This window comes from Carnobacterium sp., assembly GCF_049673005.1.
Lineage (GTDB): Bacteria > Bacillota > Bacilli > Lactobacillales > Carnobacteriaceae > Carnobacterium_A.
In genome coordinates, this window is sequence record NZ_JBATXB010000058.1 from 1 (window position 1) to 23,500 (window position 23,500).

Below are 23,500 nucleotides of genomic sequence, written 5' to 3' on the forward strand. Positions count from 1 at the left end.
TCGCCACATTATTAATTTTTCCAATGATCCAGTTTTTTACTGAAATAGAATCACTGAATAGTACTAGAGCCTTATTTTGACCCTAGAAAAGAAGACATTGTACCTTGTCCTTCTTTTCACTACAATATTACCAATAAAACTCTTATAAAACAAGTTTAAGCCTTTATTCTCGGTACATTTTTTTGAATGTTTTCCCATATAATAACAGTGACAATAGTAAAAAAAATACAATTATCATTATTAGCATACCTGCTATAAAATTAGAAATAGTTGGGAATGCAATTAAAAGTATCATACAGATATAAAATAATGCTGTAGATATTTTACCATACCATTTAGCACCATCTAATTTTTTCCCTTTTTGTAAAAGGACTAGACTATTAATTAACATAAACAATTCCTTTATTAAGAATATCACTGCAACGAGAGTCATCCACTTAAATTTCGTTAACAAACAAAATACAATTACGACTTGTGTCAATTTATCGGCAACAGGATCTAATATCTTGCCTAATTCAGTAATCTGATGGTATTTTCTTGCTATCCATCCATCTAATAAGTCTGTTAATCCAGAAAATAAAATAATTACTGCAGCTACATAATAATGGAAGGGTTGAGTAGCATTTAAATAGATTATACTAAATAACGGGATAAGTAATAACCTAACCAAAGATAAGATATTTGGTATAGCAATCCAGTCTTTTTTATCGAAAGTCAACACATGTATTCAACTCCTTATTCATACAGGAATAAGATTTAAACAAATTGATACTCTTTTTTTAATATAACCTAATTTATATTTCTTCATAATCGAAAGAGTCTATTGAATAAATCATCTCGTTAAAATCTTTTAGATTAGTAAATATTTCTTCTTTTTCTTTTGGTATATCAATATACACAGGCATCGCTGTATTAGGTTCAAATATACCAAATCTATCTTCTGAAAGAACAAACGGAGCTTTATCTAAAATGATTTCACCTGCTGTATTGCTGAAGCTGATTGTCATATTTATATTCTTCATAGTAATAGGTGTTAAATTAACTAGAATAAAAATAGCTTGAGTCTTCTCAGATTCATTGAGAGTCATCCCAGTAAAGTGTATAGCAACATCATTAGGAATACCAATTGTCTCTGCTTGTCTCATCCTCTCTTCAACCCCTTGTAAAATGGGGTCATTTTCTAAAGTAAATCCATTTTCAATATCAGATTTTTGAGGAACTAAAGGTATTTCACTAGTGGTTGCATCCAAACTTGAAGATTCCTTATTTTCAGATTTCTCTATAGCACCTGCACCTGCACCACTAGGCTTAGAAGAATCTTTTTTAGTATTAGAATTGGAAGATATAGACTCTGAAACAGAAGAAGTATCCCCCTTTTCAGTACTCGTTTTCACTTCAGAAGAGACTATAGAAGCATTTGATGAAGCTGAGTTATTCTCTTCAACTGCATTACACCCACTCATAATTAATGCTATTCCTACCGCTATCATTAATTTTTTCATGATATTCCCTCCCTTAATTAGCTTCGTTATAGTTGAATTTCTCTATACTTGTTTTTACATTATCATCCGTAATAGATAGAAATAAACGTTCTTTTCCTTCCGGAACGGTAAGCGTAACCGGAAGGACTGTCATTGGCTCTAGTATTCCAAAGACCTCATTAGACATATAATAAGACTCATTTTCCCACACCATTTCACCATTAGTATTCCCATAATTAAAATTAAATCGAATATCTTTCATACTTGTATCTGTTCTGTTAATAACAAGAAAATAAGCAATCATATCCTTTTCATTCTTATCATGAAGCTTGGAGTATAGTACTGTAACATCATTATTAAATCCTAGATTTTCTGTATTATCGACTATTTCCTTAAATTTCATCATCAATGGATTATTTTCAACCGTTTGTCCATTATCATCGTTTTGCTTAGGTAATTTGAATATTAAACCATCACTTTTTGATTCTTTTTTTTCAGTATTATTATTGTTCTCATCTTCACTCGCTACATCATAGTCAAAGGATTCAATTTTTTCAATAACTTGCTCAACATCTATATCTTTAAGATCTTTTTCATTTTCTGGTTTTACAATAAAGTACATAGGCATAACCGTATTCGGCTGCAATACTCCAAATCGTTCTTCTGTTAAATGATATGCTTTTTGATCAAAAATGAGGTTCTTATCTACACCACCAAAAGTATAAGTAAATTTTATATTTTCTAAAGCCTGATTCGTTCGGTTAATAATTAAGAAAATACCAGCTAGATTAGGGGAATCCCCAAATGTTTCTCCGCTGTATACGATTGTAACATCATCCTCAATGCCCATATTTTGATTTTCTGCAACAATTTTTTGCATGTTCGAAAGCGCTTTATCATTTTCTATCGTTAGTCCTTGGTTTATTTCATCTAATTGGGGAACAAATGTAAGAGAGTCTTTTTTTTCTTGGGACTTTTTTTGGCTATCTTTTACGTTTGACGTTAAATCTAATTCAGAAGAAATTTGAACTTGATCTTCTATTGAGGATGAACTGTTAGCATCTTCTATAAAATTTGTACTCGCACATCCAGTTAATATCACTGTAAAAATAAAAAGTAAATTAATTCTTTTCATTTTTCATCCCACCTTTTTATCTCTCAAATAATTTACGGTTAACTTCTCATATTTTATTTTATGAATTTCAAAAAACAAAAGACTTTTTTTACCATATCCTACTTTTATTGTACCTTATATCTCATTTTATATAAAATTATACACTTTATAATTTTGATATATTTAAAGCTGTTTATACTACTATGAGTTATCATTAATTTCCCATGTTTTCTTATCCTCTAATTTCCAAAATAATTCAACACTATAGTTTCACTTAATAAATTTAGATAGCCCTTTTAGAAGAAATCATTAACCCAAAAAATCAGCACACTAGCAAATAACTGTAGTGTGCTGATACTGATTATTTATTTAATTTGTCCATTTTTTATAGTCATCGGTCTCCATTGATTCAACCATTCCTACTAAATACCCGTTTCCTACTTGCGAAAAGAAGTCGTGATTGGATGTGCCCGTAGAAATACCATTCATGATTACTGGGTCAACATCATTAGCGGTATCAGGAAATAAAGGATCAAATCCTAAGTTTTGTAGAGCTTTATTAGCATTGTAGCGTAAAAAAACTTTAACGCGCTCTGTCCATCCAATTTCATCATATAGATCTTCAGCATATTTCACTTCATTTTGGTACAATCGGAATAATAATTCGTACGTCCAGTTTTTTAACTCTTCTTGTTCATCACTACCTAATTGATTGTAGCCTATTTGGAACTTATAGCCAATATACGTTCCGTGAACGGACTCATCACGCAGGATTAATTTTATAATTTCAGCTACATTATGCAATTTATTGTTACCTAGATAATGCAGTGGTGCAAAAAATCCAGAATAGAACAAAAAAGATTCTAGCATAACACTTGCAACTTTGCGTTGCAAGGGTGTACCGCTTTTATAAATACCATTAATAATGTCTGCTTTTTCTTGTAATAATTCATCTGTATTGATCCACTGGAAAAGATCTTCAATCTCAGATTTAGAATTTAGTGTACTAAAGATGGCACTGTAGCTTTTAGCATGCATTGACTCCATAAATTGGATATTGTTATAAACTGCTTCTTCATGTTGAGTTCGAATCGAATCCTTTAATGATTCTACTCCATCTTGTGATTGGAGTGTATCTAAAAGAGTTAATCCTCCGAGCACTTTAGCTAACATATCTTTTTCAATTTGTGGCAAACGTGCCCAATCACCCAAATCATTCGATAATGGAATTCTTGTATCTGTCCAAAATTGTTCAACTAATTTTTCCCAAGTTAATTTGTCAATCATATCTTCAATATTATTCCAATTTATTGCATCGTATCTATTTATCATCGTTTTCATTCACTCCTCTTAAATACTGCAGTTTTCGCAAGCATTTGATCCAATTTCTTCTGAATTCTCTGTAAACGTTCGTACGTAGTAAAGGGACTTAATTCCTTTACGCCAAGCGTAGTGACGTAAAATATTCAAATCACGTGTTGTTTGCTTTGTTGTACGTCCTTCTTTCCATTCATACATGCCTTCAGGAATATCTGAGCGCATGAATAGAGTCAAACTCATTCCTTGATCGATGTGCTTTTGAGCAGCTGCGTATACATCTATAACCCGGCGCATATCAATATCATAAGCTGATTTATAGAAAGGCAGTGTGTCATTAGATAAGAAAGGTGCTGGATAATAGGTTTTACCCGTTTTCTTCTCTTGACGTTCCTCAATTAAACGTGTGATTGGGTGTAAACTTGCTGACGTTTCATTTACATAGCTAATCGAGCCCGTTGGAGCCACAGCAAGACGATTTTGGTGGTACAGCCCGTCTTTACTAATAGACTCTTTAAGTTTTAACCAGTCTTCCTTAGTCGGAACATCTAATGCTTCAAATAATGTTTCTACTTTTTCATTTTCAAATGTGTAATCATTTTGAGTATACTTATCAAAATATTCTCCAGTTGCGTATGAAGATTTTTCAAAATTATGGAATGTTTCTTGTCTCTCTCTTGCAATTCTATTACTAGATTGCAGAGTATAGAAATTTAACAGCATAAAATAAACATCTGTAAATTCAACTGATTCAGGTGAACCGTATTCTATTTTATTTAATGCCAAGAATGTATGAAGTCCCATCGCTCCAAGGCCGATAGTATGATATTTATCGTTTCCATTTTTTACAGATGGTACCGCAGCAATACTTGATTGGTCGGTTACCATTGTTAGTGCACGAACCATCGCATCAACCGAACGTCCAAAATCTGTCGTTTTCATTAAATTAACAATATTTGTAGAGCCTAGATTGCAACTAATGTCTGTTCCCAATGTGTCGTAAGTTTGATCGTCATTAATTAATGAAGGTTCTTGAATCTGAAGAATTTCGCTACATAAATTACTCATTGTAATCGTTCCATGGATTGGATTTTCTCTATTAGCAGTATCAATATTAACAATATAAGGATAACCCGATTCTTGTTGTAATTTTGATATCTCATTCTCTAACTCACGAGCACTAATTTTTGATTTACGTATTTCTTCATTATTTACCATATTTTCATATTCTTTAGTAATATCAACATAGGCAAAGGGTCTATTGTAAACACGTTCAACATCGTAAGGACTGAATAAATACATCTGTTCATCATTAGCTGCTAAGTCATAAAACTTATCTGGTACAACCAAGCCTAGTGACAATGTCTTAACTCGAACTTTTTCATCCGCATTTTCTTTTTTTGTTGATAAGAACGAGACAATATCTGGGTGAAATACATTCAAGTAAACTGCTCCAGCACCGTTTCGTTGACCTAATTGATTCGAATAACTAAAACTGTCTTCTAATAATTTCATAACAGGAATAACGCCACTTGATGCATTCTCAATTTGTTTAATCGGATCTCCTGCAGCTCGTAAATTCGTAAGGTTAACGCCTACTCCTCCACCGATACGAGATAGTTGTAAGGCACTATTAATTACACGTCCGATACTATTCATATCATCTGTTGCTTGAACCAAGAAACAAGATACTAATTCACCACGTCTTTTGCGTCCTGCATTTAAAAAGGTCGGAGTTGCTGGTTGATAACGTTGGTTAATAATTTCATCAGCAATCGTACGTGCAACTTCTTTGTCTCCTCCTGCTAGATACAAAGCATTAAAAACAATGCGATCTTCATAACGCTCTAAAAACCGTTCTCCATCATTCGTTTTTAAAGCATATTGAGTATAAAATTTAAATGCAGACATAAATGAACGGAAACGAAACTTACGACTGTAAATGTCTTCAAACAATTCTTTTACGAATGCACGATCGTATTGATTTAAAAATTCTTCTTCTATATAATCTTCTTTTATTAAGTAATTTAATTTTTCATCTAAAGTATAAAAGAAAACTGTATTTGGATTAACAAATTCTAAAAAGTAAGCACGTACTGCTTCGCGATCCTTTTGTAGGGGGATTGATCCATTAATTGGGCGATTTAATTCGTTATTCAATTTAAAATAAGTGACATCTTTAGGTTTAGTTGCTAATACTGGTTTATCCAAGTTCATCCACCGCTTTCTTTAATTTTCGAACATCTTGTTCATTTCCTTGAAACTCAAACGCATGTAATAAAGGAACATCATATTTTTCAGCCAAATTTTTTGCTGTAAAAACAAATAACTTTCCAAAATTTAAATTTCCTCCGCCGGCTACACCTTTAAAATAAGAAAGATTCTCTCCTGTTTCAATAAAATCATTTATTATTTCGGTAGCCTCTATTTCATAGGTCGGAACGACTACTATAAATGGCTCTTGAATAAAAATATAAGGATTTGTAGGAGTAATTTCCAACAAATCCATGTCAAGCTTTTGAACAAATTTTTTAGTTTGTCCTGTTAGGGACATGTAAACTATTTTCATACTAGTTGATCTAAAAGATCAGGGCGAAAGCCATTGAATGCTTCTCTACCTTCAACTGAAATAACTGGAACAGAAGTAAAACCTAACTCTTTTACTTCATCTAACGCAACTTCAGATTCAAAAATATCCTTTAGTGTATAGTTTATACCTTTGTCATCTAAGTATTTTTTAGTAAAGTTACATTGCATGCAGTTTGGTTTCGAATACACCGTGATTCCATTATTAGCCATATTAATTACCCCTTTGAATTAAAATATTGGTATTGAAGTTACTTTTTTTCAATTGCAACTCCTTACTACTCCTAGTATCTTACACAATATCTAGTTGCTTTACAATCATAACATATACCATATATAGATAACGCTTATATTCACAAGCTGTTTCCACACTACATATAGTATTTCATGTGAAGCAGAGATGTTCAATAAAATCAACGAATTCTGCCGTTTTATCACTATTTTCTAAAAAAATTCACAATGAGATAAAAAAACAGTTTTGTACTAATTCGACTTATTATTAGACAATACTTTTAGAAATAGCATCTTTCTTAGTTAATAAAGAATAAAAAACAAATCGGTTTATTCCCAATAAAAACAGCATGTGACTATATTAACAAGTAGTTTTTCATAATAAAAATTTAATTGCAAAATAGCGTTGACTTTTTATTCATTTAATTATATAATAAACTCTGTTGTTAAGTAATGTCTCAGTAGCTCAGCTGGATAGAGCATTCGCCTTCTAAGCGAACGGTCGGGAGTTCGAACCTCTCCTGAGACGTAAATAGCATGAAAATATATTAGCTTGTTAAATAAGAATCCTTATTTAACAAGCTTTTTTTATATTAAACAATAAAATGAATAAAAAAGTATGCCGGAATAATTCCGAATAAAAAAGTACTTACTTTAAAAGTGAGTACTTTTTAATATTTTTACATCCAACTCACTGTTTACATATTTATGTAAACTAAACAATTTTTATACATAAATCTAGCTCACATCTTGTATGAGTGAGCTAGATTTCTCTATGAAAGAATTACTATTCTAAATAAATTTATTACCGGAAATCAAAACTTTTTTTACCCTCTTCTTAATGCTTCTACGGGATCTAGCTTAGCAGCTTTACTTGCTGGCAATAAGCCAGCTAAAACACTTATGATAATGCTGACAAGAATACCCGCAATCGCAAATGCCGGAGTCGTATGAAGAACTGTTGCATCAAAAGCTCGTTCAATGAATGTATTACCAACAAAAGACAATACTAAGGCTAATCCTACACCTAGAATACCACTAAACAATCCAATCAAAAATGATTCAGAAACAAAAATTCTTCTGATATCCTTTTTACGACCTCCAATCGCTTTAATAACTCCTATTTCTTGAGTTCTTTCTACGACACTGATATATAAAACAGTTAATATCATTATTGCAGATACTAGTAAAGAGATGCCCGCTACACCAGTTAAAACATACGTAAATATATCTAACATTTGACTAAAAATATCAGTTAAAATGTCTGCAGAAGATCCTGCATAACCTAGCTCTTTTACTTGAGATTTAATTTCTTGCGTAAATTCTTCAGACTCAGAAGTAAGGTAAAGAACATTTGCTTCTACATCTTTGTCTGACTCTTCACTCAAAGATTTGAAAGTATCCATAGTCATATAGACAGAATCAAAAATACCTGCTGGCCCGGCTGAATCTCCCGGAGTAAATATACCACTAACTTTATAACTACCTTCCAGTGATTCATCGCCAGTGTCGATTTTAACACTAACTTCTTCCCCAATCATATCAGCTGCATTATCCTTTATACTGGTCGCAAGACCTTCTGTAATTAAGACTTCATTAGTCTCAGGTAGTGCTCCAAAAATAATATTAGAAGGTGTGATGTCTGGTGATATTGTGCCAAAGTTCATATAAGTGTAACTTTCATCCTCGAATTCTATCGCATTTTTAGTAAAAGAAAATGATGTGAACCCTTCCGTAACATTTTTAACATTCTCAATTTCTTGAAGCTCTTTAATATTTTCTTCTTTAAATGATAATTTACTTCCTGTGCCTGGAGGGCCAGTAAATTCAACTTCTGATCCTGGATTGCTATCAGTATTTCCTCCTGGAATACCTGGGACCACTTCACTATTTTTGCTCTCTTCAGCTTCTTTTTCTTCTCTTTCTTTTTTAGCTTCGCTCGTTTCTGTTGCTTCAGTCATTGAAGCTTCAATAACTAGCGGATTAACATTTTCATTCATCGTCTCCGTTAGATAATCATTAATACCTTTCCCTAAAGACAACATGAGTACTATACTCATGATTCCAATACTACCACCTAATGCAATTAATACATTCCTACCAAGTTTTTCTTTCATATTCAATAGTGCCATACGAATAGCTGAGAAGAGAGATAAATTTTTGTTCGTTTGTTTTTCGTCTAGCGAACGCAATACAAATGTTTTATCTACTGCTTTTAAGGGTCCACTTTTTTTGTCGTCTATAATTTCACCATCTGCAATAGTTACAATACGACTAGACCTTTCAGCTACACGTTCTGAATGTGTTACAAGAATTACAAGTTTTCCACCTTCTGCGATTTGCTGGATAATATCAAGAACTTGTTCACTAGTTTCAGAGTCTAACGCTCCTGTTGGCTCATCTGCTATGATAATATCAGGATCATTCACTAGTGCTCTTGCAATAGCGACGCGTTGCTTTTGTCCTCCCGATAGTTGCTCAGGTTTCTTTTCATACTGTTCCTTTAAGCCTAATTGATCTAGTATCATTTTTGCTCGTTCAATACGAGTATCTTTATCTACATTTGATAGAGTCATAGCCAACGTTACATTATCTATTATAGAAAGATGAGAAACGAGATTAAAACTTTGAAAAACAAAACCTATTTTCTCTTTATGGTATTGTACCATTTGTTTTTCTGTAAATTCTCCAATATTTTCTCCATCTACTAAAATCTCTCCATCAAATTTTGAATCAAGCCCACCAAATAGATTCATCAAGGTTGACTTCCCACTTCCTGACTCTCCGATAATAGATACCAGTTCGCCTTTTTCAAACGAAAGATCAACATTTTTTAATGCATGAAATTTTTTTTGTGTTCCAATTGGATAATATTTATTTAATTTTTTCACTTCTAAAAAAGCCATTTTTCTATCATTCCTTTCGCTTAATCACAAAGTGAGCAATCACTCACTAGATTGTTCTGATAGTATAATTATATTTTTCTTTAATGTCAAGTAATGCATTAAGGTGTAAGTCCTTTTGTCAGAAAAACAATCATATTTTCTATTTCATTTATCTTGTCCTTTTCTATAGAAGGAACTAACTCACTTGTTATGACATAAGTCATAATTGTTCCTACTAGAAATCCGAATAATTCTTTATTTGAAAGATCAACAACTTGTTTTTTTTGTTTGTAATAATCCAACATTTCGTTTATTTCTTTAACAATTTCTATTGGAATTAATGTAACAAGATTCTCTCTCATATTCTCTTGATAAATAAACTCCATATAGAGAATTTTAAATACTTTGATATTATCGCTTGCATAAGTTATTTTTTTCCCTACTATTTCTTTTAAAAAAATAGGGAATGGATATTCTTCGATATTTTGGTTTACTAAAGCTAACTGTTCTTTCCATTCCTGGGCTAAAGTATGTTTTAAAAGTGGAATGAGTGTAGCATATAATAAATTCTCTTTAGATCCAAAATGTTTAAATATCGTTCCTTCTGCAACATTTGCTGCTTTAGCTATATCTCTTGTTGAAGTATTTGAATAGCCTTTTACAGAGAATAATTCTAAACTAGCTTGAAGAATATCTTGCATTTTTGGAGTTAAGCTTTCATTATCTCGAATACGTTTTTCAAATAATACTAGTATTGAATCCAATCCATTAGCCTCTTTTCTTGAATATCATTTTAACAGATTACATCTATTTACTAATTTCCCACTTTTCCTATTAACTAATACAGGCGACGATCTGGATCAATAAAAGGAGATATAGTAGAAGGGTTAAAATTGCTCATAGCCATAAACTCGGAATGCAAGATACGTCTAACATCGTCATCTGTTAATCCGTTATCGTTTTTTTCTTTCTCTTTAATGCTCGTTTTCTCTGTTTTTTTAAATTCATATATGCGTTTGATTCCAGCCATATTAATTCCTTCAGCTATATAATCTTTTATTTCAAGAAGTGCATCAACATCGTTCAAAGAAAACATTCTACGATTGCCATCATTTCTCTCTGGTCGTATTAATTCTTGTTCTTCATAGTATCTTATTTGACGTGCCGTTAGATCAGTTAACTTCATAACTGTTCCTATAGTGAATACAGCCATAGAACGTCTTAATTCTTTTTCCTTCATTCTTTAATCCTCCTTTTATTTCTTTTTAAGAATAGCTTTTTTATAGAAAACTGTCAATCTTTTGCTCGACTCCATGTCAGAACATCTGACATTAAATATCTTTTTGAAAAAAAAAAGAAATAGCCTTATATTCTGGCTATTTCTCTCTTACATTGTTTAATTGTTCCTCTATTATTTCTATCTTATATTTCTCAGTATAAAGTCATATACTTTTCTTGTTCCCATTCAGAAACTTGTTCACGATAAGCGGCCCACTCTACCTTTTTAGAAGTAATAAAACTATTGTAAATATGTGGCCCAAGGGCATCTTTAACAATCTCATCTTTAGCTAAATACTTTAAAGCATTATGCAAAGTAGACGGCAAATCAATAATCCCTTTTTCATAACGTTCTTCAGAAGTCATACGATAAATATTGCGATCAATAGGTTCTGCAGGAACCATCTGGTTTTTAATGCCATCTAATCCTGACTTTAATAGAACTGCTAAAGCTAAATAAGGATTAGCACTAGGATCCACGCTACGTAATTCAAAACGAGTAGATAAACCACGAGAACTAGGTACACGAATTAAAGGTGAACGATTACGTGCACTCCAAGCTACATATACAGGTGCCTCATAACCAGGAATTAATCTTTTGTAAGAATTAACAGTTGGATTACAGATTGCTGTGTATGCTAAGGCGTGATGAATTGTTCCAGCTAAAAACTGATAAGCTATTTCGCTTAATCCTAATTTATCTGATTCATCATAAAAAGCATTTCCACTTTCATTAAATAAAGACATGTTAAAGTGCATACCTGAACCACTTACACCTTCTAACGGTTTTGGCATAAATGTAGCATGTAAACCATGTTCACGTGCAACCGTTTTAACAATTAATTTAAACGTTTGAATGTTATCACATGCTTCAAGTGCATCAGCATATTTCCAATCAATTTCATGTTGCCCTGGAGCTGTTTCATGATGACTTGCTTCAATTTCAAAACCTAAATCTTCTAAATGTAAAACAATCTCACGACGGCAATTTTCACCCAAGTCTGTTGGTGCAAAATCAAAGTATCCTCCATTATCATTCAGTTCAAGTGTAGGTTTACCATTTTCATCAAGTTTAAATAAGAAAAATTCAGGCTCAGGTCCTAAATTAAATTCTGTAAAGCCCATCTCTTCCATTTCTTTTAAAGCTCTTTTTAAGTTAGTGCGAGGATCTCCTGAAAATGGAGTATCGTCTGCATTATAAATATCACAAATTAAACGAGCAACGCTGCCTTTTCCATTTCCTATTTCCCATGGAAAAATAAGCCACGTCCCTAAATCTGGATACAAATACATATCACTTTCTTCGATTCGTACAAAACCATCAATTGATGATCCGTCAAACATCATTTCATTATTCAACGCTTTATTCAACTGACTAATAGGCACTTCAACATTTTTTACGGTCCCATCTATATCTGTAAACATTAAGCGTAAAAAACGGACATTATTTTCTTTTGCGCTTTCTATGATTTCCTCTTTAGTAAAATTTTTCATGAGTTAAAAATTCTCCCTTTCATAGTGAAGCTTTTTATTTTATTCGTTTACTACCTTAACAAGGCTAAATGTAATTGTCAAAATTTTTATAACATGAAGATGTTAGTTATAAGTATTCGGTTAAGTTTATAAAAAAACAACATTAACGTCTTCTTAAACGAGTAGACGTTAATGTTGTTTTTAATTATTCATTAATTTATTTAAAAAAATAATTCTGAAACGGCTGAACTTACTGCCAGCTTAACATGCTCATAAGTTAATCCACCTTGAACATATAAAGTATATGGCGGACGAATCGGACCATCTGCTGTTAATTCAATGCTGGAACCTTGTATGAACGTTCCCGCAGCCATTATTACGTCATCTTCATAACCAGGCATATAAGCATCAACTGGTTTTACATGAGCGTTAATTGGCGAATATTTTTGAATAGTTTGTGCAAATTTAATCATCCGATCTTTATCATTCAATGAAATTGTTTGAATCAAATCTGTTCGTTCATCATTCCACTTCGGAGAACTCTCTATCCCACATGAATCTAGTAGTGCAGCAGTATAAACAGCACCTTTTAAAGCTTCACCGACGGCATGAGGAGCCATAAAGAACCCTTGATACATTTCTTGTAAACTATATAATGATGCGCCGGCTTCTCGTCCAATTCCTGGCGAGGTCAAACGATAGCCACAAGATTCAATTAAGTCTAGTTTACCAACGATATAGCCTCCAGTTTTCGCTAAACCACCACCTGGATTCTTAATCAAAGAACCAGCCATTAAATCTGCGCCTACCTCTATGGGTTCTCTCTGCTCAACAAACTCACCATAGCAGTTATCAACAAAAACAATCACTGAGGGATCAACAGATTTAACGAATTGAATCATCTCTTCAATCTTATCAATAGTAAACGACGCGCGATCTGAATAGCCACGCGAACGTTGGATAGCAACTACTTTAGTCGTTGCTGTCATCTTATCTCTGACACGCTCTAAATCAACACTGCCATCAGATAAGAGATCAACATAGTCGTATCCCATCTGATACTCTTTGAAGGAACCAATTCCTTTTCCCGTTACACCAACAATTTCTAACAACGTATCATAAGGAGTTCCCGTAATATATAATAAGTCATCACCAGGACGCATAATACCAAATAATGCTGTTGCTATTGCATGTGTTCCCGAAATAATTTGTGGCCTTACAAGTCCTGCTTCTGCTTTAAATACATCAGCATAGACTTCTTCTAAAATATCTCGACCGTAATCATCGTATCCATATCCTGTAGAAGGATTGAAATTTTGTTCTGTAACTTTCTTATCTCTAAAACTAGATAACACCTTAAATTGATTTGAGAGAGCATTCTCATGTATTTTTTCATGAACAGGTTTAATCATTGTTTCTACACTTTTTATTCTATCGTTTAACTCTGTATTATATTGGCTATTCCAACTCATATTAATTGGTTCTCTCCATTCCATTTTGAATCTTTTTTGATATATCCCTCAACGAGGTACTTGTTATCTTCTTCAAGATAGTGTTCTGATATTAATAATGTTTCTTGTTTCAATCGAACTAGTTTATCTCCATCAGAAACATCAATTTTCATCTGATAAGGAATCATAATTCCTTTCATTCGGTTTACAATTTCGCCTAATAAATTTTCTACATCAGCTTTGTCTCTAGCTGACATAAATACATTAGGAAACAAGCCCGGTGAAAATGATTGGTTGGCTAAATCTTTTTTATTGTAAACTGTTAAAATTGGAATTTGGTCCATATCTAATTCTTTTAATAATTTTATAACTGTTTTTTCATGGCCAGACATATTTTCAGCAGATGAATCAACAACATGTAAAATTAAATCAACATTACGTGTTTCTTCTAAGGTAGATTGAAAAGCCTCAATTAATTCTGTTGGTAAATCTTGAATAAATCCAACTGTATCTGTCAAGGTTACCATTGTCCCTGTTGGTAAAACAAGTTTTCTTGTTAAAGGATCTAGAGTAGCGAATAACTGATTTTCTTCATGCGTATCTGCTTGCGTAAGAGCATTTAGCAAAGTAGATTTTCCAGCATTTGTGTAACCAACTAAGCCAATTTGGAATACTCCACTTTCCTTACGCTGCGTTCGGCTTCGCTTACGGTGTTTTTCTGTTTCTTTCAATATTCTTTTAATATCGCTAACTTGATCACGAATATGTCGACGATCGGTTTCTAGCTTAGTTTCACCAGGTCCTCTTGTCCCAATCCCTCCTCCTAGACGAGATAAATTGATTCCTTGTCCTGCTAAACGAGGCAACATATATTGTAACTGAGCTAACTCAACTTGTAGTTTCCCCTCTTTACTTTTAGCACGCATAGCAAAAATATCTAATATCAATTGGATTCGATCAATAATTTTTATATCAATCACTTCTTGAATATTTCTAGTCTGTCCCGGTGTTAATGCTTGGTTAAAAATGACTACATCAGCTTCTGTTTCTTCAACCAAATGGACTAATTCCTCTAATTTCCCTTTTCCTAATAAGGTACGAGAATCGATACGATCTCTTTTTTGGGTTAACTCTCCGACAACTCTCCCCAAAGCAGTTTCTGTTAACTGTGCTAATTCATGTAAAGAATAATTAAAATCGGAATCAGATTCTCTCGTTTGCACTCCAACTATGACAACCTTCTCTTGTTCTTTTTTTGTTTCCATATCTATGACCTGCCTTTCACTACCTAGCTAAATAGTCAAAAAATCGTTAATTTCTTTTTTTAGTTTCACTTCAGATTCTGGATCTTTTACTAAATCAAACCAACTAACATCTTTAGTTCGATTTCTAAACCACGTTAATTGTCTCTTAGCATATCTTCTTGAGTTTTGTTGAATGTCAGCAACAGCCTTCTCAAACGTATCTTCATTTTTAAAATAAGGAATCCATTCTTTGTAACCAATACCTCTTATTGCTTGAGAATCTTTAATATTTTGATCAAAAAGCCATCTAGCTTCTGATTCAAGTCCTTGTTCAATCATGCAATGGACACGTTCGTTGATACGACTATATAAAACTGATCTCTCTGTAGTTAAACCAATTAGTTTAACATCATACAAAGACTCTTTTACTTCACGTTCATTTTGAGATTCAGAAAAAAGAATTCCAGACGTATGGTGAACTTCTAGAGCACGGATGACACGTCTAACATTATTAACGTGAATCGATTTTGAAGATACTGGATCAATTTTTTCAAGTTCTTCCCACAAACGCTTCGCTCCATAACGGTCTGCTTCAATTTCTTTTTTTGCACGAAAAATTAAGTCATTTCCTCCAGTACCACCTAAACTAATGTCGTATAAGATAGATTCAATATATAGTCCAGTTCCTCCTACAATAATAGGGATTTTCCCTCTAGCTGTAATATCTTCAATCAGCAATCTTCCTTCTTTTTGAAAATCAGATACTGAGTAGCGTTCACTAACGGATACTTCATCAATTAGATAATGAGGGATTCCTGATTGTTCCGCTCTTGAGACTTTTGCTGTTCCTATGTCTAATTTTTTATAAATCTGCATAGAATCTCCACTAATAATTTCACCATCGTATTCCTTTGCCAAGGAAATACTTAAACTAGTTTTCCCGACTGCAGTCGGACCAACAATCACAATAACTTTAGGACTAATCACTTTTTTCTCCTTTACAATATATACTAATTCTCATCTCGAATGGCAATAGCTTTTTGAGGGAAATCTGTAAAAATCCCAAATACTTTTTTGCTAAAGCAATAGACTAAATCTTCCTCACTATTAATAGTCCATAGTCGGACTGGATATTTTAGCGATTGATTTTTATCATTATTTTTAAACCACTCCAAGCTAGGATGAAACATTTTAATAAGATTTTTTTTATCTAACCTTGTCTTGTTTTCTTCGTAATCTTCAAATAGTAAAGCTAAATCTAGATTTCTATCAAGAGCATTAAGTCTGATAAGAGTCTGATAATTAAAACTTGAAAATACAACTGAAAATAGATTTGCTTGCTTAGATAATTTTTCTACTACTTTTCGTTCGATACCGGGATAATCAAACTTATTTGTTTTCAACTCTATATTTAATAACCCGTTAAATCCTGCTTGATTTAATAAGTCTATTACCTCTTGTAATGTTGGTATAGTACAACTCTTAAATTTCGAGTCAAACCAACTACCCATATCCAACATTTTGAGCTTTTTTAAGGAATATTCTCGAACCAGACCCCGTCCATTACTTGTTCTGTCTATTGTTTCGTCATGTATAACAACAACTTCACCATCTCTTGTTAAATGAACATCTAATTCAATCCCATCGCTTCCAACTTGAATAGCTTCTTCAAAAGCAATTAGCGTATTTTCTGGGTGCGTCCCTTTACTTCCACGATGTGCAATAATTTCAGTTTTTTTCATAAATACCTGCTGCCAAAAACTCTAAAATAAAGTATTTTAGTAGGCGGCCCATACTCTCCCTTCTATAAATATTTATTAGTCCTATTATTATTAAACTACATTCTTTTTATTAGTAACCGTCATCTTAAGATGATCACTTTTTTGTAGAAATACTGATTGTATTTCTTTTAAAAACTATCCTATAATAAACTTATTATGAATAAAACACAACAAACTTATTGTAACACAACAGCGTATTAATCCGGTATGCTAAAGTATACCTATTAAAGTCTTTCCTCGTATTTTTTTCTGCTATAGCGTAAAATAGAATTAGAAACCATGAATGGAGGGGTGTCAAATGTACCTAACACTTGAAGAAACGGCAAAATTTTTAGATATTAAATTATCAGAAGTTTATCGTCTAATTCGTGAAAAACAAATCCGTACTGTATCAGACGGTGAAGATCTTTTAGTTAACGACCAACAATTTAACTTGTATTTGAAATCATTAGAAACTTATAAAATGGAAATACAAGATTATTTAAACGAAATACCTCCAGAAGATATCGATATCAAAGATGAAGATTAACTTTAGTCCTTAAGATAAAAAAGACGTCTCTAAAAACGAGACGTCTTTTTCTTATTTATTTATGTTTTTTTGTTTTTCCAGTCCAGTCTCGATATCCACCCTTCAGGCGGTATATTTCTGTGTAACCAGCTTTGTGTAACCTAACAGCTGCTCTACTACTTAACGTTTTGTTGTAATCATACAGATATACAGGTTGATCTTTTCTAATCTCAACCATTCTTGTTTTAAATAAAGAGTAGGGTATATTTCTAGCTCCAAGAATATGACCCGCATCAAAATCACTTTTTTCACGGACGTCTATTAATTGGACCTTACGCATTTCTTTTTTAAACTCTTCCTCACTTAATTCAATTGAAGCACGTTTACGATTAAAATATTGGAAAATTTCATAAGTACCCCATACAATAACTATAGCTAGCAAAACAAAATTTAATATAACATTAGCGTTCAATTCAAAATACCCCTCTCATCTCATACTCACAACAACAATTGTACACAAGTGAGAAGGGTTTTACTAGTATTTTTTAAAAAATTACGAATGAACATGTTATTTTATTAGAATAAAATTATTCTGGCTTAATTAATGGGTATAGCTCTTGTTTTTCTAAATCAATCATATATTCATAACGCCAACCATATAAACTATAATTTCCATCTTTCGAGATACTTATAGGAGCATTATCAGGTAAATCAACAATCGGTTCAATTTTTTTAGAGTCAAAATTTAACTTGCTAAATTGAAACTCACCAGATTTCACTTCTAGTTGAGTCGATTCTTTTGCAATTACACCATAAACAGCTTGCTCTCTACTAGATTGAGTTAGATAAGGAAAAATCAAGCGATCGTTCATTGAAACTTTTGGAACCGTAATGAAACCATTGTCTACCATAAATGGGTATTGTCTATTTAGTAGCAACTCGTCTTTGTTAAAATCAGATGGTGAAAAAGTAATGAATGTATCATTATTTAAATAAAAATCGGTCACTTGGTTTCGGATATGTGTCACTTTATTCGTACGAATATCACCCATATATAACTCACCGGTCTGCAAAGAGAAATCGTCTAAATTATCTACAAATAAATAGAGGTTAGCTGAATACCAGACAGGCGTTAACGAGCTAGATTCAACGCTTGTAATTTGATTTGTACTGATATCCCATTTCTGAACAACCATTTCTTCTTCGAGTTGATAATATGAAATAAATAAATTATTCTGATCAACAGGATTCCAATTAATATTTAAATATCCATTTGTTTCAATAGTCGTTTGTTGTTCAACTGTACCCGAAAGATTAATTATTTTTAATTCTCGATTTTCATCCCCAACAGATTGAACAAATATTTTTTGTTTGTCATCAGAGATGACCGCCGTTAGTATAATAGCATTAGCTTCGTGTACTTTTGTCATTTTTCCATCGAACAGATTAAAGAGGTACAATGTATCCTTATTCCCTTCACCGGCATGCACAAGGATTTCTTCATCCGATACCCATCCAATAATTTTTCTGAAATTTTCATACTCAATAGGAATTTCATGTAAAACTTGTTCCTTTTGCTTTTTTTCAGGATTAGTTGATCCCTTGCTACAACTAAACAGAAAAGACACACAAAAAAACAGTGTGATCGTTAATTTTATAAAAGTGGATATCTTTATCTTCATGTTATCACCTTTTGTTTCTGGTTATTAATAAGCTGAATATTACCTACCTCTTTCTTTATTTTACTATAATTAATTATAGCACAGCCTTTTTTCTTTAGCTTGTTTTAACTATTGACAACATTTTCTAATAAAATAAAAAAATAGGACATGATTTACTTAAGGTCTATTTTGACCAGTAATATCACATCCTACTCTTTGAGCTAGGGTTTCACTCTATTTAGCTATTTTTAGAAACTAATTCTTTTATTAAAGAACTTGCACCAATGACTCCTGCGTCATTTCCTAGTTGTGCTAAGCGAATCTTGCAACTATTTTGAACCGCTGGAAAAGTAAATACATTAAAGTAGTCACGAACTTTATCAATTAAAAATTGCCCCGCGTTTGATACACCGCCACCAATTACAATTGTGGAAGGATTTAAAATATTAGCGATGTTGCCACAGGCTAAACCTAAGTAAAAGGCTACCTTATCAATTACCATTTCTGCCAACTCATCATTATTTTTCGCATAATCAAAGACATCTTTTGCTGTTACAAGTTGACCGTCATCAATGGCTAGCTTTAATTTAGACTCTCCAGCATAGTTATCTGCATAATCACGTGCTAAACGCACCACTCCAGTCGCGCTTGCAACTGTTTCAAGACATCCTTTTTTCCCGCAAGTACATGCATATCCTTTAGGATCAACGGTAATATGGCCTACTTCACCCGCAGCGCCAACAGTCCCGTGCAACAAGTTCCCTTCTGCTATGATTCCGCCGCCAACACCCGTTCCTAACGTTAAAAATGCCATGTTATCTTCATTTTCGCCTGCACCTTTCCACCGCTCACCTAGTGCTGCTACATTTGCATCATTATCAATAGCAAACGATATTCCAGTACCAGACTCTATCAACATCTTGACAGGTTGTAAATTCTTCCAGTTAAGATTATAAGCGCCTATTACGGTTCCGTTAACTCTATCAACTGTTCCAGGTGATCCCATTCCAATACCAATGAAATCATCTTTTGTCATATTGTATCGTTTAATATGATCATTAATTGAATCTACGATAGATGGAATTATCTTAGCTCCTTCTTCAGAAATATCAGTCAAAACACTCCATTTTTGTTGGATTTCTCCTGTTTCTGATAATATAGCTAGCTTAGCTGTTGTCCCACCTAAATCAATTCCAATTAATTTTTTTGACATATCATTATCCTCCATTATTCCCCATTTTCTTCTTCAATCCGATGTTCTTTTTTTAGTATCATAAGCGCTTTAAAGTATTCATTATCTTCTATTAAACCTTGATTGTGTATTTTTTTCAACTCAATCATCATTAATTCAATATCCCACATTCTTTTACCAACATATATAAAAATACCAAATCTTTTTAAGATTTGTTGAACATCATAGAGCGTTTTCATAAAACGTCACCGCCTTGTGTCATAAAACTAATTTAACTTTCCAGTAACCTAAAGCAATGAATAGAGCGGACAACAAAATAAAAATAGCAGCATACAGAAGTCGTTTCTTTAGCAAATAAGAAGAAGTATCTTTAACACTAATTGCTGTTGATATGAGGTAACCTCCAGCAAGCCCTCCGATATGGCCAGATAAGTCAATTGAAGAATCAAATACACCAAAAACTAGATTTATAATAACCAAAGTTAAAAAATTACGTGCCATTTGTTGAACCGCAGGATTATGTGGATAAAGTTTACCTAACACTAGAGAAGCACCAAACAATCCAAAAATAGCTGTACTCGCTCCGGCTGAAATAGAATTATTAAATGCAAAACTAGCCGCATTGCCAGCAAATCCACTTAACAAATAGATCAGTCCAAATCTCCAATGGCCGAATAAGTTCTCTAGCTCAATTCCTAAAAAGTATAAAATAACAGAGTTAATAAGCAGATGCATCCACCCTATATGTAAAAACATAGGGGTTATCAAACGCCACCACTGTCCCCATACAATAAAAGGGTTTAATTTTGCTCCAAACTCAATTAGCGTATTTGTATTTGTGCTTCCACCATTAACTGTCATCAAAATAAATAACAGTATTTGAATGCTCAAAATCGCATAAGTCAATAATGGTTGTCTGGAAAAACGTTTAATTTTCATTTGTGTTTGATAATCCACTAACTCCACTCCAATCTTTAGTCTTCTTTTATAATTTTTTTGTATAGATTCCATTCATTCTAGATAGAGACTATCACCCAATTATAGCATAAAATAAGTCATTTGACGGCATTAACTTAAAGTTCCTTTTTTATTATTTCTAAAAGAAAAATACCTAATGCAATAAATTTAATCTGAAGATAATTTTAAAAAATGGTAGGATTGTCTAAACTTTATTCAGTAAAAGCATTTTTTTACTATAAAATAAAACTAAATAGAAAAAGAAGATTCATCATAGTTCCAAAGAATCCATTCTTATATTTGTTTGAATAAATTAACTTTTAGTTGTAATTAATCGATCAACCGGAATATCAAATGTCTCAACTTCAAATGGTTCAATCTGTTGTTCATCTAGAACTAGTGAAATAGTTTTACCTTTGTAGTCTGCTAAGAAACGATCGTAGTATCCACCTCCAAAACCAATTCTGAACCCAGATTTACAATAAGCCACTCCAGGCACAACAATCAAATCAATTTCTGATTTTTGAATTGGTCTTAAATCACTAGCCGGCTCTCTTAGCCCAAAAGAAGATAGCTCTATTGGAGTTTTATGAGTATAAACAACAAAATCCATTTCTCTATTTTTTTTAGTTCGAGGCATAACGACAACTTTTTTTTCTGTCCAAGCTTTTTCGATAATTGCAGTTGTATTTATTTCTAGTGTTTGGGACATTGTTAACGCGACAGTTTTTGCTGAAGTCCACTCTGGACTTTTAAATAATGCTTTAAATAAAAGCTTTTCTTGCTTTTCTTTTCTTTCACCATCTAATGTTTTTAATAATTCAATCACTTTTTTTCTACCAGCTTTTTTTATCATACTAAATTTCCCCCTAAAAAAAGAAAAAATGCTAAGAAATAACTCCTTCGCATTTTTCCTTTTATTTATAAAAAAATTCTCGCGACACAAAAAAACAACAGAATTTCTGTTGTTATTTTGTTTCACGATGTAGAGTAGTAACACGTTCGCGAGGGCAGTATTTTTTGAATTCTACACGATCCGGGTTATTACGTTTGTTTTTCTTTGAGATGTAATTACGTTCTTTACATTCCGTACATTCCAATGTGATATTTACACGCATGATTTTCCCTCCAAGCAATAAACAATAGTTGAAGTTACATTTCGTAAACTTCTGACTTAAATATCATATCACTTTTTTTTAAAACATGCTAGTATTTTTTTAAAAGATGTAAAGTTTTTTTACTTTACGTCATCCAAAATTATTTAAAAAATTAAGTTTTTTTTACAAACTACTTTTACAAAGTGAAATATGTTAAAATAATTTTGAAGATTAAATAAAAGAGGTGAAAATAGTGGACTTATGGATTATAGTTATTATTTTGTTAGTCATTGCCATTGCTTTAATTGGGTGGTCTTTTTATAAAAAGGATAATGGCGAAAAAATTAAAGAAGAGTTCGAAGAACTTTCTTTACAATTATTGCAAGATATTTACGGATTAAAAAAACGCATTTCTGTTTTAGAAGAAGAATTAAATATTCATACTGAAGAAAAAGCTACATCAGCAAAAATTCACGATGTTCTTAAAAAACACGTTATCACTCTTTACACACAAGGTGTTTCCACTGAAGACATTGCAAATCAAACAAGACTTTCTAAGGCAACCATTAAGGTTGTAATAGATGAATATGTTGATGAAAAATAAAATAGAACAAAGGAGTTTTTAAATGAGTAAACCAGCATTACGTTACTTAGCACTTGGTTTCTTGCTTTCTGCCATTGTTCTTGCCGGATATCGCTCTTTTTTGTATGATCCTCAATTGACATCAAAGGAGACTGAGGTTGTTGAGACAAAGAAACCAGATAAAGAGGAATTAACGTACAAAGAAAAATATGAAGTGTTGCTAGCAGAAACTGAGGTTGCTGAACTAACTAAAGAAAATCCAGAGAGCAAAGACAGTTCAATCGAGACAAAACCTGAAGAAGATTCAGAAGAATTTAAAGAAACTAAAGCAACTATCGTAGTAAATAATGGTGATCCCGGAAGTGTTGCTGTTCAGCAAATTAAAAATCAAGGTATCATCAAAGATTCCACTGAATTTCAAAATTTTCTTGAAGAAAATAATTACATCTCGCTAATCAGACCGGGTACTTATGAACTTTCAAGTGAAATGGATTTCCAAAAAATTGCAAATATTTTAATGAATCGTTAAAAAACGAGCTTGGGACATAACTAGCTACTAATAAGAAAAAAGATTCCATTTATCAGCAAACTGATGAATGGAATCTTTTTTTGTGTCAATTTGATAGAACTCCCCGACGGGGAGGATAATCTACTGGCATAT

25 protein-coding genes and 1 tRNA gene are annotated in these 23,500 nt (G+C 32.5%); 4 read left to right on the forward strand and 22 right to left on the reverse strand.

Going from position 1 to position 23,500, the window contains the following annotated elements:
- Positions 1–163 precede the first annotated feature (163 nt).
- From WBF61_RS04840 to nrdH, 7 genes are all read right to left on the reverse strand, one after another.
- Entirely contained in the window at positions 164–721 is a 558-nt protein-coding gene (locus WBF61_RS04840; protein ID WP_424254411.1) for a CDP-alcohol phosphatidyltransferase family protein, read from the reverse strand.
- Positions 722–794: 73 nt separating this feature from the next.
- Complete coding sequence (locus WBF61_RS04845; RefSeq protein WP_424254413.1) at positions 795–1,502, reverse strand: hypothetical protein; 708 nt, start codon at positions 1,500–1,502, stop codon at positions 795–797.
- A gap of 13 nt (positions 1,503–1,515) precedes the next feature.
- Positions 1,516–2,616 (reverse strand): hypothetical protein, encoded by a 1,101-nt coding sequence (locus WBF61_RS04850; RefSeq protein WP_424254414.1) that lies wholly within the window; start codon positions 2,614–2,616, stop codon positions 1,516–1,518.
- A gap of 348 nt (positions 2,617–2,964) precedes the next feature.
- The gene (gene nrdF / locus WBF61_RS04855) at positions 2,965–3,927 is read right to left on the reverse strand and encodes a class 1b ribonucleoside-diphosphate reductase subunit beta (RefSeq protein ID WP_424254455.1); all 963 of its coding nucleotides are present in this window, start codon (positions 3,925–3,927) and stop codon (positions 2,965–2,967) included.
- An 18-nt stretch (positions 3,928–3,945) separates the two neighbouring features.
- Positions 3,946–6,129 (reverse strand): class 1b ribonucleoside-diphosphate reductase subunit alpha, encoded by a 2,184-nt coding sequence (gene nrdE, locus WBF61_RS04860; RefSeq protein ID WP_424254416.1) that lies wholly within the window; start codon positions 6,127–6,129, stop codon positions 3,946–3,948.
- A complete protein-coding gene (gene nrdI / locus WBF61_RS04865) occupies positions 6,116–6,481 on the reverse strand; it encodes a class Ib ribonucleoside-diphosphate reductase assembly flavoprotein NrdI (protein ID WP_424254418.1) in 366 nt (121 codons plus the stop codon). Before nrdI ends, nrdE begins: the two co-directional genes overlap by 14 nt.
- Complete coding sequence (gene nrdH / locus WBF61_RS04870; RefSeq protein WP_424254419.1) at positions 6,478–6,711, reverse strand: glutaredoxin-like protein NrdH; 234 nt, start codon at positions 6,709–6,711, stop codon at positions 6,478–6,480. The genes nrdI and nrdH overlap by 4 nt, the downstream gene beginning before the upstream one ends.
- Before the next feature lie 473 nt (positions 6,712–7,184).
- Here nrdH and WBF61_RS04875 point away from each other — a divergent pair.
- A tRNA-Arg gene (locus WBF61_RS04875) sits at positions 7,185–7,258 on the forward strand.
- Positions 7,259–7,556: 298 nt separating this feature from the next.
- Here WBF61_RS04875 and WBF61_RS04880 read toward each other — a convergent pair.
- The 8 genes from WBF61_RS04880 to WBF61_RS04915 all read right to left on the reverse strand — a co-directional run bounded on the left by WBF61_RS04880 (position 7,557) and on the right by WBF61_RS04915 (position 16,802).
- The gene (locus WBF61_RS04880) at positions 7,557–9,635 is read right to left on the reverse strand and encodes an ATP-binding cassette domain-containing protein (protein ID WP_424254423.1); all 2,079 of its coding nucleotides are present in this window, start codon (positions 9,633–9,635) and stop codon (positions 7,557–7,559) included.
- A gap of 98 nt (positions 9,636–9,733) precedes the next feature.
- Positions 9,734–10,378, reverse strand: coding sequence for a TetR/AcrR family transcriptional regulator (locus tag WBF61_RS04885; RefSeq protein ID WP_424254425.1), 645 nt, complete (start codon positions 10,376–10,378; stop codon positions 9,734–9,736).
- Between the two features lie 74 nt (positions 10,379–10,452).
- Positions 10,453–10,854, reverse strand: coding sequence for a MerR family transcriptional regulator (locus tag WBF61_RS04890; protein ID WP_424254427.1), 402 nt, complete (start codon positions 10,852–10,854; stop codon positions 10,453–10,455).
- Positions 10,855–11,045: 191 nt separating this feature from the next.
- The gene (gene glnA / locus WBF61_RS04895; RefSeq protein ID WP_424254430.1) at positions 11,046–12,386 is read right to left on the reverse strand and encodes a type I glutamate--ammonia ligase; all 1,341 of its coding nucleotides are present in this window, start codon (positions 12,384–12,386) and stop codon (positions 11,046–11,048) included.
- Between the two features lie 200 nt (positions 12,387–12,586).
- Positions 12,587–13,837 carry an aminotransferase class I/II-fold pyridoxal phosphate-dependent enzyme gene (locus WBF61_RS04900; RefSeq protein ID WP_424254457.1) on the reverse strand — a complete coding sequence of 417 codons (1,251 nt, stop codon included), beginning with the start codon at positions 13,835–13,837 and terminating at the stop codon, positions 12,587–12,589.
- Entirely contained in the window at positions 13,834–15,081 is a 1,248-nt protein-coding gene (gene hflX / locus WBF61_RS04905) for a GTPase HflX (protein WP_424254432.1), read from the reverse strand. The genes WBF61_RS04900 and hflX overlap by 4 nt, the downstream gene beginning before the upstream one ends.
- 27 nt (positions 15,082–15,108) lie before the next feature.
- Entirely contained in the window at positions 15,109–16,044 is a 936-nt protein-coding gene (miaA, locus tag WBF61_RS04910) for a tRNA (adenosine(37)-N6)-dimethylallyltransferase MiaA (RefSeq protein ID WP_424254459.1), read from the reverse strand.
- A 26-nt stretch (positions 16,045–16,070) separates the two neighbouring features.
- Entirely contained in the window at positions 16,071–16,802 is a 732-nt protein-coding gene (locus WBF61_RS04915) for a glycerophosphodiester phosphodiesterase (protein WP_424254434.1), read from the reverse strand.
- Positions 16,803–17,139: 337 nt separating this feature from the next.
- On the opposite strand from WBF61_RS04915, the gene WBF61_RS04920 reads away from it, so the two are divergent.
- Positions 17,140–17,370, forward strand: a complete 231-nt coding sequence (locus tag WBF61_RS04920) for an excisionase family DNA-binding protein (protein ID WP_424254435.1) — start codon at positions 17,140–17,142, stop codon at positions 17,368–17,370.
- A gap of 55 nt (positions 17,371–17,425) precedes the next feature.
- On the opposite strand, the gene WBF61_RS04925 is transcribed toward WBF61_RS04920, so the two are convergent.
- The 7 genes from WBF61_RS04925 to rpmG all read right to left on the reverse strand — a co-directional run bounded on the left by WBF61_RS04925 (position 17,426) and on the right by rpmG (position 22,277).
- Positions 17,426–17,821, reverse strand: a complete 396-nt coding sequence (locus WBF61_RS04925) for a rhodanese-like domain-containing protein (RefSeq protein WP_424254437.1) — start codon at positions 17,819–17,821, stop codon at positions 17,426–17,428.
- 115 nt (positions 17,822–17,936) lie between these two features.
- Positions 17,937–19,031: a TolB family protein gene (locus tag WBF61_RS04930; RefSeq protein WP_424254439.1), complete on the reverse strand. Its 1,095-nt coding sequence runs from the start codon at positions 19,029–19,031 to the stop codon at positions 17,937–17,939.
- A 217-nt stretch (positions 19,032–19,248) separates the two neighbouring features.
- On the reverse strand, positions 19,249–20,223 hold the full coding sequence (locus tag WBF61_RS04935; RefSeq protein ID WP_424254441.1) for an ROK family glucokinase: 975 nt from the start codon (positions 20,221–20,223) through the stop codon (positions 19,249–19,251).
- 14 nt (positions 20,224–20,237) lie between these two features.
- Positions 20,238–20,441, reverse strand: coding sequence for a YqgQ family protein (locus WBF61_RS04940; RefSeq protein ID WP_424254443.1), 204 nt, complete (start codon positions 20,439–20,441; stop codon positions 20,238–20,240).
- Between the two features lie 19 nt (positions 20,442–20,460).
- Entirely contained in the window at positions 20,461–21,159 is a 699-nt protein-coding gene (locus WBF61_RS04945; RefSeq protein WP_424254445.1) for a rhomboid family intramembrane serine protease, read from the reverse strand.
- 313 nt (positions 21,160–21,472) lie between these two features.
- The gene (locus tag WBF61_RS04950) at positions 21,473–22,015 is read right to left on the reverse strand and encodes a 5-formyltetrahydrofolate cyclo-ligase (protein ID WP_424254447.1); all 543 of its coding nucleotides are present in this window, start codon (positions 22,013–22,015) and stop codon (positions 21,473–21,475) included.
- Between the two features lie 112 nt (positions 22,016–22,127).
- On the reverse strand, positions 22,128–22,277 hold the full coding sequence (gene rpmG, locus WBF61_RS04955; protein ID WP_424254449.1) for a 50S ribosomal protein L33: 150 nt from the start codon (positions 22,275–22,277) through the stop codon (positions 22,128–22,130).
- Between the two features lie 232 nt (positions 22,278–22,509).
- On the opposite strand from rpmG, the gene WBF61_RS04960 reads away from it, so the two are divergent.
- Together WBF61_RS04960 and WBF61_RS04965 are read left to right on the forward strand one after the other, a co-directional pair.
- Positions 22,510–22,860 (forward strand): hypothetical protein, encoded by a 351-nt coding sequence (locus tag WBF61_RS04960; protein ID WP_424254451.1) that lies wholly within the window; start codon positions 22,510–22,512, stop codon positions 22,858–22,860.
- A 22-nt stretch (positions 22,861–22,882) separates the two neighbouring features.
- Entirely contained in the window at positions 22,883–23,368 is a 486-nt protein-coding gene (locus WBF61_RS04965; RefSeq protein WP_424254453.1) for a hypothetical protein, read from the forward strand.
- Positions 23,369–23,500 lie beyond the last annotated feature (132 nt).

Coding starts and splice junctions, on each gene's coding strand:
- WBF61_RS04845 (WP_424254413.1), bottom strand. CDS start 1,502: ATGAAAAAATTAATGATAGCGGTAGGAATAGCATTAATTATGAGTGGG.
- WBF61_RS04850 (WP_424254414.1), bottom strand. CDS start 2,616: ATGAAAAGAATTAATTTACTTTTTATTTTTACAGTGATATTAACTGGA.
- nrdF (WP_424254455.1), bottom strand. CDS start 3,927: ATGATAAATAGATACGATGCAATAAATTGGAATAATATTGAAGATATG.
- nrdE (WP_424254416.1), bottom strand. CDS start 6,129: ATGAACTTGGATAAACCAGTATTAGCAACTAAACCTAAAGATGTCACT.
- nrdI (WP_424254418.1), bottom strand. CDS start 6,481: ATGAAAATAGTTTACATGTCCCTAACAGGACAAACTAAAAAATTTGTT.
- nrdH (WP_424254419.1), bottom strand. CDS start 6,711: ATGGCTAATAATGGAATCACGGTGTATTCGAAACCAAACTGCATGCAA.
- WBF61_RS04880 (WP_424254423.1), bottom strand. CDS start 9,635: ATGGCTTTTTTAGAAGTGAAAAAATTAAATAAATATTATCCAATTGGA.
- WBF61_RS04890 (WP_424254427.1), bottom strand. CDS start 10,854: ATGAAGGAAAAAGAATTAAGACGTTCTATGGCTGTATTCACTATAGGA.
- glnA (WP_424254430.1), bottom strand. CDS start 12,386: ATGAAAAATTTTACTAAAGAGGAAATCATAGAAAGCGCAAAAGAAAAT.
- WBF61_RS04900 (WP_424254457.1), bottom strand. CDS start 13,837: ATGAGTTGGAATAGCCAATATAATACAGAGTTAAACGATAGAATAAAA.
- hflX (WP_424254432.1), bottom strand. CDS start 15,081: ATGGAAACAAAAAAAGAACAAGAGAAGGTTGTCATAGTTGGAGTGCAA.
- WBF61_RS04915 (WP_424254434.1), bottom strand. CDS start 16,802: ATGAAAAAAACTGAAATTATTGCACATCGTGGAAGTAAAGGGACGCAC.
- WBF61_RS04920 (WP_424254435.1), top strand. CDS start 17,140: ATGTACCTAACACTTGAAGAAACGGCAAAATTTTTAGATATTAAATTA.
- WBF61_RS04930 (WP_424254439.1), bottom strand. CDS start 19,031: ATGAAGATAAAGATATCCACTTTTATAAAATTAACGATCACACTGTTT.
- WBF61_RS04935 (WP_424254441.1), bottom strand. CDS start 20,223: ATGTCAAAAAAATTAATTGGAATTGATTTAGGTGGGACAACAGCTAAG.
- WBF61_RS04940 (WP_424254443.1), bottom strand. CDS start 20,441: ATGAAAACGCTCTATGATGTTCAACAAATCTTAAAAAGATTTGGTATT.
- WBF61_RS04950 (WP_424254447.1), bottom strand. CDS start 22,015: ATGATAAAAAAAGCTGGTAGAAAAAAAGTGATTGAATTATTAAAAACA.
- rpmG (WP_424254449.1), bottom strand. CDS start 22,277: ATGCGTGTAAATATCACATTGGAATGTACGGAATGTAAAGAACGTAAT.
- WBF61_RS04965 (WP_424254453.1), top strand. CDS start 22,883: ATGAGTAAACCAGCATTACGTTACTTAGCACTTGGTTTCTTGCTTTCT.